Origin of the sequence: Methylobacterium mesophilicum SR1.6/6, assembly GCF_000364445.2 — a bacterium.
GTDB lineage: Bacteria > Pseudomonadota > Alphaproteobacteria > Rhizobiales > Beijerinckiaceae > Methylobacterium > Methylobacterium mesophilicum_A.
This window is the reverse complement of sequence record NZ_CP043538.1, coordinates 4,092,767-4,105,500: the sequence shown is the minus strand read 5'-3', so window position 1 is coordinate 4,105,500 and position 12,734 is coordinate 4,092,767. Positions and strand designations below refer to the sequence as shown.

Sequence of the window (12,734 nt, the reverse complement as noted above, 5' to 3'; positions counted from 1 at the left end):
GACACCGTCCTTGACGATCGTCAAAACGAAGACGCCCGCCGGAGAGGCCATCGTGATCCTGCCGGAAGCCGACTTCGAGCGCCTGAGAGAACTGGCGGAGGATGCGATCGACGCTCGGCTGATCGATGACTCAGCGGCAAGGCTGGCCGCCGGAAAGGAGGAACTTCTCAGCGAGGCTGACCTCGATGCTCTTCGCGTGGCGCCGAGCCCGCTGGCGTTCTGGCGGGCCCGCCGGGGCGAAACGGCCGCTGCTTTGGGAAGGGCTTGCGGCCTCGCGGAGGAGGAGTTCAGTGCACTTGAAGCGGGCGCATGGACAGCGGACATGGCGGTTTACGGACGGCTCGCGCGGGCGCTCGGCATCGATGCCGAGGATCTCGTGCCGGACGCGCCCTGACGCACCGTCATCCCCTCACCGCCCCCGCGCGGCGAGCTCGTCCGGCAGGGCATAGGCCCACTGAGTGATCGTGCCGGCGCCGAGGCACACGACGTAATCCCCGGGCTTCGCCAGCTCCGCGACGATCCCGGCAAGTTCCTCCGGCCGCTCCAGGGCCCGGGCGTCGCGGTGTCCGCGGGAGCGCAGACCCGCCACGAGGCTGTCGCGGTCGAACCCCTCGATCGGCTGCTCGCCCGCCGCGTAGACCGGGGCGACGATGACCGTGTCGGCGTCGTTGAAACAGGTGCAGAAATCGTCGAACAGCGACTGGAGGCGGGTGTAACGGTGCGGCTGCACCACCGCGATCACGCCCTGCTCGGTCGACGCGCGGGCGGCCTTCAGGACCGCCTTGATCTCCACCGGATGGTGCCCGTAATCGTCGAAGATCGTGGCGCCGTTCCACTCGCCGGTGCGGGTGAAGCGCCGCTTCACGCCGCCGAAGCCGGCGAGCGCGTTGCGGATCGCGTCCGGCTTGACGCCGAGTTCGTGCGCCACCGCCAGCGCCGCCGTGGCGTTCAGCGCGTTGTGCTTGCCGGGCATAGGCAGGACGAGATCCTCCATTTCCATCCGGTAGCCGGGGCGACGGTCGCGGATCATCACCCGGAAGCGGCTCTGGCCGCCGCGCAGGTCCACGTCGATCAGGCGCACGTCGGCCTGCGGGTTCTCGCCGTAAGTGATGATCCGCCGGTCCTCGATATGGCCGACAAGATCTTGGACCACCGGGTGGTCGATGCACATCACCGCGAAGCCGTAGAACGGGATGTTGTCGATGAAGCGCCGGAACGCGTCCTTGATCGCCTCGAACGAGCCGAAATGATCGAGGTGCTCGGGGTCGATGTTGGTGACGATCGCGACGTCCGCCGGCAGCTTCAGGAAGGTGCCGTCCGACTCGTCGGCCTCCACCACCATCCACTCGCCCGCGCCCATGCGGGCGTTGGTGCCGTAGGCGTTGATGATGCCGCCGTTGATCACGGTCGGGTCGAGGTTGCCGGCGTCGAGCAGGGTCGCCACGAGCGACGTGGTGGTGGTCTTTCCGTGCGTGCCCGCGATGGCGACGCAGGACTTGAAGCGCATCAGCTCGGCCAGCATCTCGGCGCGGCGCACCACCGGCAGCCGACGCTCCCGGGCGGCCTGCAACTCGGGGTTGTCGCGCCGGATCGCCGTGGAGACCACGACCAGGGCCGCCTCCTCGACGTTCTTGGCGTCGTGGCCCACGAAGGTCCGCATGCCCTTCTCGGCGAGACGGCGGACATTGGCGTTGTCGGACGCATCCGACCCCTGCACCGTGTAGCCGAGGTTGTTCATCACCTCGGCGATGCCGGACATGCCGATCCCGCCGATGCCGATGAAGTGGATGGGGCCGAGCTTGTCGGGCAGCTTCATGGGTCGAACCGTCTGGTGGCGGGACCGCCGGTCGCGGAATCCCTCAAGAATCAGGTGCGGGCAGCCGTCTCGACGACGACCTCGGCCAGCCGCTCGGCGGCGTCGTGGATGCCCGCGCTTCTGGCCGCATCGGCCGCCGCGGTCAATTTTGCCGGCGTCGCGAAGCAGGCGGTGAGTTCCGCGGCGAGGCGGTCCGGCGTGAAATCGGGCTGCTTCACCGCCAGCGCCGCGCCGATGGCGTCGAGGGTCGCGGCGTTCGCCGCCTGGTCCTGATCGAGAGATCCGGGCAACGGCACGAGGATCGAGGGACGGCCGATCGCCGCGAGTTCCGAGACCGTCGAGGCGCCGGAGCGCGAGACCACGAGGTGGCTCGCCGCCATGCGGGCCGGCAGGTCTTTGAAGAACGGCGCCGCCTCGATCCCGGCGAGCCCCATGGCAAGGTAGCGGTTCTGCACCGCGGTCAGGTCCTCGGGGCGGACCTGCTGGACGAGGTGCAGCCGGGCGCGCAGGACGGCGGGCAGGCGCGCGATCGCCTCGGGGACGACCTCGCCCATGACCCGGGCGCCCTGGCTGCCGCCGAAGACCAGCAGGCGCAGGACGGCATCCGCCCCGAAGGCCGGATAGGGAATCTTGGACGCCTCGATCACCGCGGGGCGGAGCGGGTTGCCGGTGTGGATGCGGGGGGCGCGCGCCTTGTCGGGCACGCCGCGGACGACCTTGAAGCCCGTCGCGATGGTGCGGGCGCCCCGCGCCAGGAAGGCGTTGGCCCGGCCCATCACGGCGTTCTGCTCGTGCAGGATCGTCGGAACCCGCAGGATCTGACCGGCGAGCACCGGCGGCACGGTCGGGTAGCCGCCGAAGCCCACGATGGCGGCCGGGTTGATCCGGCGGATCTCCTTGGCGGCCACGCCGAAGCCGCGGCCGAGCGTCAGCACCGCGCCGGCCCGCTTCAGCGGCGAGCGGCCGGACGGCGTCGCCGACGCGATGGTCACCACCTCGGAGGCCGGGAACTCGGCGGCGATCGCGTCGACCCGGGCGTCGGTGGCGAGCGCCACCCGGATGCCGCGGGCGCGCAGCGCGTGGGCGAGGCTCTCGGCCGGGAACAGGTGGCCGCCGGTGCCGCCCGCGCAGAGCAGGATCGTGGGGGTGAAGACCGTCACCGCATCACCCCGGCGACGGTGGCGGGCGCGGTGCCCGGGGGCTTCTGGCTGAGCATCACGGTGCGGGGACGCTTGCGGGTCAGGGCGACGAGGAAGCCGGTGCCGAGCGCCAGGGAGATCAGCGACGAGCCGCCGTAGGAGACGAAGGGCAGCGTCATGCCCTTGGCGGGCATGAGTTGCGTGTTCACCGCCATGTTGATGCAGGCCTGGAGGCCGAACAGCGTGGTCAGGCCGGTGATCGCCAGGCGCGAGAAGGTGTCGTCGGTGCGCCGTGCGAGCTTGAGGCCGCGCAGCACGATGTAGGCGAACAGGGCCACGAGGCACAGGCAGACGATCACGCCGAACTCCTCGCCGGTGACGGAGAAGATGAAGTCCGTGTGCGCGTCCGGCAGGTGGCGCTTGGCCACCCCCTCCCCCGGGCCGGTGCCGAACCAGCCGCCCGACCGGAACGATTCCCGCGACCAGAAATCCTGGAAGCCGCCGCCCGAATCCTTGTCGAGGAACTTGTTGAAGCGCTCGCGGACGTGATGGAAGAACAGATACGCCGCAAACACACCCCCGAGGCCGAGCACGCCGAGCACCGCCACCCAGATCAGGTGGAGGCCGGCGACGAAGAACAGCGCGCACCACACCATGGTAATCAGCATGGTCTGGCCGAAATCGGGCTGCAGCAGCAGCGGCACGATGGTGATCGGCAGGAGCAGCAGCGCCAGGATCCCGCCCGGCATGTCACGGCGCTGCGCGCCCTCCGAGAAGGCCCAGGCGGCCACCACCACGAAGGCGGGTTTGACGAACTCGGACGGCTGGAGGCCGAAGGAGCCGAACTGGATCCAGCGGTGCGCGCCCTTGATCTCGGGGCCGAACTTGCCGGCGAGCAGGCACAGCACGACGCCGCAGACCCAGGTGATCAGCGCCAGCCGGCGGATGCCGCGCAGCGACAGGAACGAGACCGCGCAGATCAGCAGGATGGTCGGGGCGAGGTACATCGCCTGCCGGTTCAGGAAATAGAAGGTCGGCAGGCCGATCCGCTCGGCGACCGGCGGACCGCCGCCCATCAGGAAGACGAGGCCCGCGATCATCAGCGCGAACAGGGCCGCGAGCAGCCCGCGATCCACCGTCCACCACCAGTCCGTCAGGGGGGTGCGTTCCGCGCGTGACATCATGCCGGGCGACGACTCCAGGCCGCGCGGATGCCGATCCGCGCGGGTCGGGCCGGATCCTGTGCAGGAATGGTAAACGGAGCCTTAGGGTCGGCGGCGACGCCCCTCGATCAGGGGCCGGGTTTCGACCACGGGCACCGAAGAACTGCAGAGCGGTCGACTGCGGAGCGGTCTCGCGCAGGTCCGGAGGCCGAGGGGCCCGTCGCGTCGGGGACAGGGTCGGGAACGATCGCGCGCCCGCGGGGTCGCTCGGCTGCCGGAGATGCCAAGCCCGGTCACGCGGCCGGTATCGCGGGCCAGCGTGGGCGGCGATGCCCGACCCGTCGAGAGACACGCCTGTGGCAGCCGATCTGCAGCCGCTGTCGAATCGGACCCTCAACCCACAACGATTGCGGATCCCGGGTTCCACCGTGCGGCCCCGGGATCGTGGGGTGAACATTGCCTTGAGGGACCGTGGCTTCGCGACGGCCGCGGCCTCGCATGCCCGCCCGGACGGGCTCGTTCCGCCCTCCCCGCTATCCCCGTTCTTCAGTTCAGGTACGTGCGGATCCAGTTCGGCGAGAGGATCTCGCCTTCCTCGGTGATGATCCAGGGCTGCTTGGCTGGATCGGCCAGGGCGCCAGCGGCGGCCGCGATGGCCTCGCGCAGGGTCTGGTAGCGCTCGGGCTGCGCGAGCGGGGTGCTCGCCGGGGCCGTGCGCCAGATCGTCAGATCAGCGGGCCGTTCCAGAGCTTCGGTTTCCATGGGTACTCGTCCTTCCGAACCGTTTTGGACCGTTCAGATCGCCGCCGCCCGTCCGTACCTGCGGACGGCGGGGATCGATGGTCTGCGCGTCAAAGCAAGCATCTCTGCGGCAGCTTTGCGATCAATTCTGGCGGATTACGCAGCCGGCTCCCGGTGCTGAGACACCAGACGAGGGCCAGTGAGTTGTTCCATATCTCTATTGAGCACGGATTGCCTGATGTCGACTTGCGAGAATTGTGGCTCTCGAATGATGACCATTCCGTTAGCCAGTAAGGGCCGCCTTCCGGTGTGTGCCAGAACACGTGTGGCGTGTGTCGGCGGCGGTCTGCATCCTTGTTGACGCCCCGATCCTGAACGCGCACTTAAGGCCCGCGCCCGGCGAGGGCCCCTGTATCGGAGACACCCGTGCCGGATCGCACCGTGCGCATCGTGCTCGCCGCGGTTCTGGTCCTGCTGGCGCTCTACGTCGCCCAGCCCTACCTGCAGCCGCTGCTCTACTCGGCCGATGCGCCGCGGGCCGTGACGGCGCGGGGCGATCTCGCCCAGTCCGAGACGGCCACGATTGCCCTGTTCGAGCGGGCGAGCCCATCGGTCGTTCACGTGTTCGCACAGGGTGCGGCGCAGAACCGCGACCTCCTCGACCTCGACGAGGGCGGCGGCGAGCAGGGCGGCACGCAGACCGGGACCGGCTTCGTCTGGGACGGCGCCGGCCATGTGGTCACCAACACGCATGTGGTGCAAAATGCCGCGCAGAGCGGCGGCTTCGTGTCGGTCCGGTTGAGCGACGGCACGGTGGTCTCGGCCACCCTGGTCGGCCTTGCGCCGTCCTACGACCTCGCGGTCCTGCGGCTCGGGCGGGTGACCCAGATGCCGCCGCCCCTGGCGATCGGCACCTCGGCGGACCTCAAGGTCGGGCAGTCGACCTTCGCCATCGGCAACCCGTTCGGCCTCGACCACACGCTGACGACCGGTGTGATCAGCGCTGTGCGGCGGCGGATGCCGACCAGCGAGGGTCGCGAACTCTCCGGCGTCATCCAGACGGATGCGGCGATCAATCCCGGCAATTCCGGGGGGCCGCTCCTCGATTCCGCCGGCCGGCTGATCGGCGTCAACACCGCCATCGTGTCGCCTTCGGGCGCCAGCGCCGGGATCGGCTTCGCGATCCCCGTCGACGTCGTGAACCGCGTCGTGCCGGAGCTGATCCGGGTGGGCCGGGTGCGCAACCCCGGCATCGGGATCATCGCCGCCCAGGAGGCGGCCACGGCGCGTCTCGGGATCGACGGCGTGGTGATCGTGCGGGTCCTGCCCGGATCCCCGGCGGCCCAGGCCGGCCTGCGCGGCGTCGATCTGCAGACCGGCGATATCGGCGACGTGATCGTCGAGGCCAACGGGCACCCGGTCCACCGGCTGGCCGACCTCACGGCGGCCATCGAGGAAGCGGGACTCGGCACGGCCGTAACCCTCAAGGTCGAACGCGATGGCCGGGTCCGGCAGGTCCGGCTCACGACGGCCGACGTCGCGGAGAACCGCCGATGAACGCGCGCACGCTCGCGGCGCTCCTCGCCCTCTCGGCAATCGGTCCCGTTTCGGCCGCGGAACAGCCGCGGCGGTCGAAGCTCTGTCCGGAGGACCTGCCTGAGGGCGTGCGCCTGCCACCGCAACCCGGCTGCGGCGCTGGGCCTGTCGGGGCCGAGCCGAAGCGGCGCTCGGGTGAATACGACCTGGGGGACGGGACGACGCTGCGGTTCGGCGGCCGGGTCACGTCCGAGTTCGGTGTGCGGCGCTAGCGATGGCGCTGTTTGCCGGCCTGCTCGCCTGCCTGACGCTGTGGTGGCTGTCGAAGAACAGCGGCGGCCTCGGCCGACGGCTCAAGCGCGCCCTCGGTCAGGGGGCCGGCGCCGTGCTCGGGCCCGTCCGCTGGCCGGCCTTCGGCGCCTTCGCGCTCCTGGCAGCCGGCTTCCTCCTGTTCCGCGGCAACCTCGTCCTCGCGGCGCTCCTCGGGCTCAGCGGGATCTGGCTGATCGAGGGGCAGGCATCGATGACCGCGCGCCTCGCGCGCCTCCTGAAGCGCCCCTTCGGAGCGCGACAGCCGGAAAATCGCGTCCGGACGGCGCTGCTGGAGGCGCAGCTGAACCCGGACGGCACACTGTACACGGGCCGGGTCTTGGCCGGGCCGGACGCCGGCGCGCGGCTCGATGCCATGCCGGCGGAGGCGGTGATCGACCTGCTGCGGCTCTGCCGCCAGCGCGACGCCGCCGGGGCGGCCCTGCTAGAGCCGTATCTCGACCGCCGGGCGCCCGGCTGGCGTGTAGACGCTGAGCGCGATCGAGACCCGCGGCCGCGCCGCCCGCCGAACCCAGGGACGATGACGCAGGAGGAGGCGTACCAGATCCTGGGGCTTCAGCGCGGGGCGACCGCTGAGCAGATCCGGTCGGCCCACCGGTCTCTCATGAAGAGCGCCCACCCCGACCAGGGGGGAAGCGCCGAGCGGGCGGCGCGTGTCAACGCGGCCCGGGACAGGCTTCTGAACCGACATCGCTAAACTCCACGCGCGTTGTCAGAGATCTACAGATGCTGGACCGCGGGCGGACACCCCGCGGGATCACCGTTTCGACGCGCCTGCGCGTCGCACCATCGTGAGGTGCTCAGCTCCGGGTCGCGAAGCAGCTGAAGCCGCTGCGCTTCAGGGCCGAGCAGGCCTCCTGGGCAGAATCCTGCTCGGCGAAGCCCGAGAAGCGGGCGCGAAACAGGGTCGTGCCGCCGTGCTCGACCTTCACCGTGTAGGGGGCCGCCTTCGAGAGGGTGCTGCCCACCTTGGCGCGCGCCTCCGAGAGCATCGAGCGGGCCTTGGTCTCGTCGTCCATGGCGCCGAGCTGGATCACCCAGGCGGTGGGGACGACGCGCGCGCCGGAGACCGCCTTCGGCGGCTCGTCGCGTTCGACCGAGGCCACGCGGGCGGCCGACTTGGTCGCGCCCGGGAACGGGGCCTGGGCACTGCCGGCGCCGGCATAGGCCTGCGCGGCCTTCGGGATGCCCTGCGGGCCGGGCTTCCAGGTGCCGCCCGGCGTCGTCGTCTTGGACGGCGCGAGATCGAGGGGTTCGCCCGTGGTGCCGGTGGTCTCGACATCCTCGTCGTCGGCGGACGCGACCTGCGTGCGGGTCCGTGAGACCGCGTCGGCGACCACCGCCGGGCGGGCGCGCTCGGCCACCTCGGTGACGGGCGCCGAGATCCGCGCGCCGGCATAGGCCCGCGGCAGGCTGGAGCGGACGAGGTCGGCCATGATCCGGTCGCGGCTCGCGCCCGACTTGCCGCCGAGCACGATCGCCACGATCTGGCGGCCCTCGGACTTCGCGGCGGTCATCAGGTTGAAGCCGGAATCGCGGGTGTAGCCGGTCTTGATCCCGTCCACGCCCTGGACGTTGCCCAGCAGGTGGTTGTGGTTGCCGATCACCCGGCCGCGGAAGGCGAAGGAGCGGGTCTGGAAGTAGCGGTAGTAGTGCGGGAACCGGTCCTGGATCGCCCGGGCCAGCACGGTCAGATCGCGGGCTGTGGTGATCTGGTCAGGATCGGGCAGGCCCGAAGCGTTGGCGTAGTGCGTCCGGCTCATGCCGAGCGCGCGGGCCTTCGCGGTCATCATCTCGGCGAAGCGCTCCTCGGAGCCGGCGATGTTCTCGCCGATGGCGCAGGCCACGTCGTTGGCCGACTTCGTCACGATCGCCTTGATGGCGTCCTCGACCGAGATGGTCTGACCCGGGCGCAGACCCAGCTTCGAGGGTGCCTGCGCGGCGGCGTGGGCCGAGATGGTCAGGTCGGAATCGAGGGCGAACTTCCCGCGCTCCATCTGCTCGAACAGCATGTAGAGCGTCATGACCTTGGTGATCGAGGCCGGGTGGCGCAGGGCGTCCTCGTTCACCGCGTGCAGGGTCTTGCCGCTCTTCACGTCGACGACCATGGCGGCGTAGGGCGGGTTGTAGCCGCCGCCGGCGCGCACGTGATGGTGATGCCGCCCGCGCCTGGCTTCCGCCGGCGAGGCGAGAGCCGTCAGGACCGCCGCGGCCGCGAGGGCGGCCGGCAGCGCGGGGATGGTCCGGGAGCGGCCTACTACGCTACGCATCACGCCTGATTGCCTCGCGAAACCGGCGCTCGCCGGTCGTGTCCCCTGCGTGAGCCCGCCTTGATCGCGTGGCCCCGCTGCATCATCGGAGAGTTAGGCAAGCGCAGTTACAGGCCCGTTAATGCCGACGCTTCGAGTACCGGATCCCTGCGTTTGGGAGGCCACTTATCGGCGCCCGGGCGCGCCGGCTTGACGCTCGCTGACGCGGCGCACAAAGTCGGCGCAGATCCGCATTCGCTGGCCGTGCCGGTCGAGTATGGCCTTCAGGGCCGGCGGCGGCCTGGAGGTCGGCCCATGTCGAACGATCGCGCCTTCCCCGCATTCCCGCCCTCCGCCGGGACGCGCTTGGCGCTGCGTCGACTCGGTCACGCGACCCGGACGGCTCAGACGCTCGGCATCGAGTGGCTCGATTCCGCCAGGCAGGGGCTCGACGACCTGGCCGCTACGGCGCAGCGCCTCGCTGCGGCTCGCAACCCGGCCGAGGTCCTCGCGGTGCAGACGGCCTATCTGAGCCGCGCCGGCGAGCGTTTCACTGCGCGCGCGACGGCGGCCAACAGCCTCGTGGCGACACTGGCCGGTGATCTCATGAATCCGGTGGCGTCGCGCGGCGACCGACCCTGACCTGGGCGTCGGCGGACCTGCGCCGGACGCAAGCTTCGCGGGGCGGACAAACGCGCACAGGCGTCTGGCGAAGTCGGCTCACCGTCTGTAGATTAATGACCGTGGAGCTGAGCGCTGCCCCCGGCAGGGCCAGGACAGGTTCGCCCGCTAGGGTCGGCGACGCCCGCTCCAATCGAGGGATCGGTTCGACGCACATGATACAGGTCCCCATGCAGGGCACCGCGATTTCGACGAGGGTTCTCCGGCCGGCGCGCAGCGCGATCACGGCGTCCGGCTCGCGCGCCCCGGGAGGCGACGACCGGTCCAACACCGCGATCATCACCCGCACGAAGCCCCGCACCAAGCGGCCGAGTCTCTACCGGGTGCTCCTCCTCAACGACGACTACACGCCGATGGAGTTCGTGGTGCTGGTGGTCGAGCGGTTCTTCAATAAGAGCCACGAGGACGCCTATCACATCATGATGCACGTGCATCAGAACGGGGTCGGAGAGTGCGGGGTCTTCACCTACGAGGTGGCGGAGACCAAGGTGACGCAGGTCATGGACTTCGCGCGCAAACACCAACATCCTCTCCAGTGCGTTATGGAAAAGAAATAGGCGCCGCTCGCGGTAGGCACCCACACAGAGGCCAGCTTTGCCAAGCTTCTCACGCAGCCTAGAACAAGCCCTCCACCGCGCTCTGGCGCTCGCCGGGGAGCGCCGTCACGAATACGCGACGCTGGAGCATCTCCTGCTCGCCCTCGTGGACGACCAGGACGCGGCCGCGGTCATGCGCGCCTGCAACGTCGAGATCGACACGCTCAAGCGCAGCCTCGTCGACTACGTCGACACCGAACTCTCCAACCTCACCGGCGACGGCCGGCAGGACGCCAAGCCCACGGCCGGGTTCCAGCGCGTGATTCAGCGGGCCGTGATCCATGTCCAGTCCTCGGGTCGCGAGGAGGTGACGGGGGCGAACGTGCTGGTGGCGATCTTCGCCGAGCGCGAGAGCCACGCCGCCTACTTCCTGCAGGAGCAGGACATGACCCGCTACGACGCGGTCAACTACATCAGCCACGGCATCGCCAAGCGGCCCGGCGCCTCCGAGTCGAAGCCGGTGCGCGGCGCCGAGGACGAAGGCGCCTCCGAGCGGCCGAGCGACGAGGGCGATCCCCGCGGCGGCGCCAAGAAGAAGGGCGACGCACTCGACGCCTACTGCGTCAACCTCAACAAGAAGGCGCGCGACGGCAAGATCGACCCGCTGATCGGCCGCGAGACCGAGGTCCAGCGCACCATCCAGGTGCTCTGCCGCCGGCAGAAGAACAACCCGCTTCTGGTCGGCGATCCCGGCGTCGGCAAGACCGCGATCGCGGAAGGGCTGGCGCGCAAGATCATCCAGCACGAGGTGCCGGAGGTTCTGGCCGACGCGACGGTCTTCTCGCTCGACATGGGCACGCTGCTCGCCGGCACCCGCTACCGGGGCGACTTCGAGGAGCGCCTGAAGCAGGTGATGAAGGAGATCGAGGCGCACCCGAACGCCATCATGTTCATCGACGAGATCCACACGGTGATCGGCGCCGGTGCGACCTCGGGCGGCGCCATGGACGCGTCGAACCTTCTCAAGCCTGCTTTGGCCTCCGGCACGCTGCGCTGCATCGGCTCGACCACCTACAAGGAGTACCGCCAGTACTTCGAGAAGGACCGCGCCCTGGTGCGCCGGTTCCAGAAGATCGACGTCAACGAGCCGTCGATCCCCGATACGATCGAGATCGTGAAGGGCCTGCGTCCGTATTTCGAGGAGTTCCACAAGCTCAAGTACACGACCGAGGCCGTGAAGGCCGCGGTGGAGCTGTCGGCGCGCTACATCAACGACCGCAAGCTGCCCGACAAGGCGATCGACGTGATCGACGAGACCGGCGCCTCGCAGATGCTGGTGCCCGAGGCGCGCCGCAAGCGCACCATCGGCATCAAGGAGATCGAGGCGACCATCGCCACGATGGCCCGGATCCCGCCGAAGACCGTCTCCAAGGACGACGCGGTGGTGCTCCAGCACCTGACCGAGAACTTGAAGCGCGTGGTCTACGGCCAGCCGAACGCGATCGAGGCCCTGACCTCGGCGATCAAGCTGGCCCGCGCCGGCCTGCGCGACCCGGACAAGCCGATCGGCTCGTACCTGTTCGCGGGCCCGACCGGCGTCGGCAAGACCGAGGCCGCCAAGCAGCTCGCCGCCTCGCTCGGCGTCGAGATGCTGCGCTTCGACATGTCGGAATACATGGAGCGCCACACGGTGAGCCGCCTGATCGGCGCGCCCCCCGGCTACGTGGGCTTCGACCAGGGCGGCCTGCTCACCGACGGGATCGACCAGCACCCGCACTGCGTGCTCCTCCTCGACGAGATCGAGAAGGCGCATCCGGACCTGTTCAACATCCTGCTGCAGGTGATGGACCACGGGAAGCTGACCGATCACAACGGCAAGCAGGTCGATTTCCGCAACGTCATCATCATCATGACCACCAATGCGGGCGCCTCGGACCTGGCCAAGTCGGCCTACGGCTTCACCCAATCGAAGCGCACGGGCGACGACGTGGAGGCGATCAACAAGCTGTTCGCGCCGGAATTCCGCAACCGTCTCGACGCGATCATCTCGTTCGGGCACCTGCCGAAGGATGTGGTCGCCAAGGTGGTCGACAAGTTCGTCCTCCAGCTCGAGGCGCAGCTCGCCGATCGCAACGTCACCATCGAGCTCTCGGACGAGGCACGGGACTGGCTGGTGGAGCACGGCTACGATGACGCGATGGGCGCGCGCCCGATGGCCCGGCTGATCCAGTCGACCATCAAGACTCCGCTCGCCGACGAGGTGCTGTTCGGCAAGCTGAAGGACGGCGGCGCGGTTCGCGTGGTGGTGCGCAAGCCGGAGGACGCTGAGGCCAAGGCCGGCGCCAAGGACAGCCTGGGCTTCGACTTTCCGGCCGGTCCGGTCACGCCCAAGCCCGAGAAGGATGTGACCAACGCCGCCAAGCGCCACAAGCGCACCAAGCCCCGCACCGCGTCACGGAAGAAGACGCCGAAGGACAACAAGGGCGGGGGCGGCTCCGGCGGCGTCAAGACCGTGCCGAAGGTGCCACTCGTGCGCGCCTAAT

At 69.7% G+C, this 12,734-nt stretch carries 12 protein-coding genes; 7 read left to right on the top strand and 5 right to left on the bottom strand.

Annotation, left to right across the window (positions count from 1 at the left end):
• Positions 1 to 10: 10 nt before the first annotated feature.
• Positions 11 to 394 carry a helix-turn-helix domain-containing protein gene (locus tag MMSR116_RS19675; RefSeq protein WP_010685850.1) on the top strand — a complete coding sequence of 128 codons (384 nt, stop codon included), beginning with the start codon at positions 11 to 13 and terminating at the stop codon, positions 392 to 394.
• 15 nt (positions 395 to 409) lie between these two features.
• On the opposite strand, the gene murC is transcribed toward MMSR116_RS19675, so the two are convergent.
• The 4 genes from murC to MMSR116_RS19655 form a co-directional block, all read right to left on the bottom strand.
• The gene (gene murC / locus MMSR116_RS19670) at positions 410 to 1,816 is read right to left on the bottom strand and encodes a UDP-N-acetylmuramate--L-alanine ligase (RefSeq protein ID WP_010685851.1); all 1,407 of its coding nucleotides are present in this window, start codon (positions 1,814 to 1,816) and stop codon (positions 410 to 412) included.
• 50 nt (positions 1,817 to 1,866) lie between these two features.
• Positions 1,867 to 2,976 (bottom strand): undecaprenyldiphospho-muramoylpentapeptide beta-N-acetylglucosaminyltransferase, encoded by a 1,110-nt coding sequence (gene murG, locus MMSR116_RS19665; RefSeq protein WP_010685852.1) that lies wholly within the window; start codon positions 2,974 to 2,976, stop codon positions 1,867 to 1,869.
• On the bottom strand, positions 2,973 to 4,139 hold the full coding sequence (locus tag MMSR116_RS19660) for an FtsW/RodA/SpoVE family cell cycle protein (protein ID WP_010685853.1): 1,167 nt from the start codon (positions 4,137 to 4,139) through the stop codon (positions 2,973 to 2,975). The genes murG and MMSR116_RS19660 overlap by 4 nt, the downstream gene beginning before the upstream one ends.
• 525 nt (positions 4,140 to 4,664) lie before the next feature.
• Positions 4,665 to 4,880, bottom strand: a complete 216-nt coding sequence (locus MMSR116_RS19655) for a hypothetical protein (protein WP_010685854.1) — start codon at positions 4,878 to 4,880, stop codon at positions 4,665 to 4,667.
• Positions 4,881 to 5,285: 405 nt separating this feature from the next.
• Between MMSR116_RS19655 and MMSR116_RS19650 the strand changes: the two genes are divergently transcribed.
• Genes MMSR116_RS19650 through MMSR116_RS19640 form a run of 3 tightly spaced genes read left to right on the top strand, consistent with a single transcriptional unit; the run spans position 5,286 to position 7,422 of the window.
• Entirely contained in the window at positions 5,286 to 6,416 is a 1,131-nt protein-coding gene (locus MMSR116_RS19650) for a S1C family serine protease (RefSeq protein ID WP_010685855.1), read from the top strand.
• Positions 6,413 to 6,667: a hypothetical protein gene (locus MMSR116_RS19645; RefSeq protein WP_010685856.1), complete on the top strand. Its 255-nt coding sequence runs from the start codon at positions 6,413 to 6,415 to the stop codon at positions 6,665 to 6,667. Before MMSR116_RS19650 ends, MMSR116_RS19645 begins: the two co-directional genes overlap by 4 nt.
• Positions 6,668 to 6,669: 2 nt before the next feature.
• Positions 6,670 to 7,422, top strand: coding sequence for a DnaJ domain-containing protein (locus MMSR116_RS19640; protein ID WP_010685857.1), 753 nt, complete (start codon positions 6,670 to 6,672; stop codon positions 7,420 to 7,422).
• A 103-nt stretch (positions 7,423 to 7,525) separates the two neighbouring features.
• Here the strand turns inward: MMSR116_RS19640 and MMSR116_RS19635 are convergent, their stop codons facing one another.
• The gene (locus MMSR116_RS19635; RefSeq protein ID WP_010685858.1) at positions 7,526 to 8,995 is read right to left on the bottom strand and encodes a D-alanyl-D-alanine carboxypeptidase; all 1,470 of its coding nucleotides are present in this window, start codon (positions 8,993 to 8,995) and stop codon (positions 7,526 to 7,528) included.
• 294 nt (positions 8,996 to 9,289) lie between these two features.
• On the opposite strand from MMSR116_RS19635, the gene MMSR116_RS19630 reads away from it, so the two are divergent.
• From MMSR116_RS19630 to clpA, 3 genes are all read left to right on the top strand, one after another.
• Positions 9,290 to 9,616, top strand: a complete 327-nt coding sequence (locus tag MMSR116_RS19630; protein ID WP_010685859.1) for a phasin family protein — start codon at positions 9,290 to 9,292, stop codon at positions 9,614 to 9,616.
• A 209-nt stretch (positions 9,617 to 9,825) separates the two neighbouring features.
• Positions 9,826 to 10,212, top strand: a complete 387-nt coding sequence (gene clpS, locus MMSR116_RS19625) for an ATP-dependent Clp protease adapter ClpS (RefSeq protein WP_010685860.1) — start codon at positions 9,826 to 9,828, stop codon at positions 10,210 to 10,212.
• A gap of 37 nt (positions 10,213 to 10,249) precedes the next feature.
• Positions 10,250 to 12,733, top strand: a complete 2,484-nt coding sequence (gene clpA / locus MMSR116_RS19620) for an ATP-dependent Clp protease ATP-binding subunit ClpA (RefSeq protein ID WP_010685861.1) — start codon at positions 10,250 to 10,252, stop codon at positions 12,731 to 12,733.
• Position 12,734 lies beyond the last annotated feature (1 nt).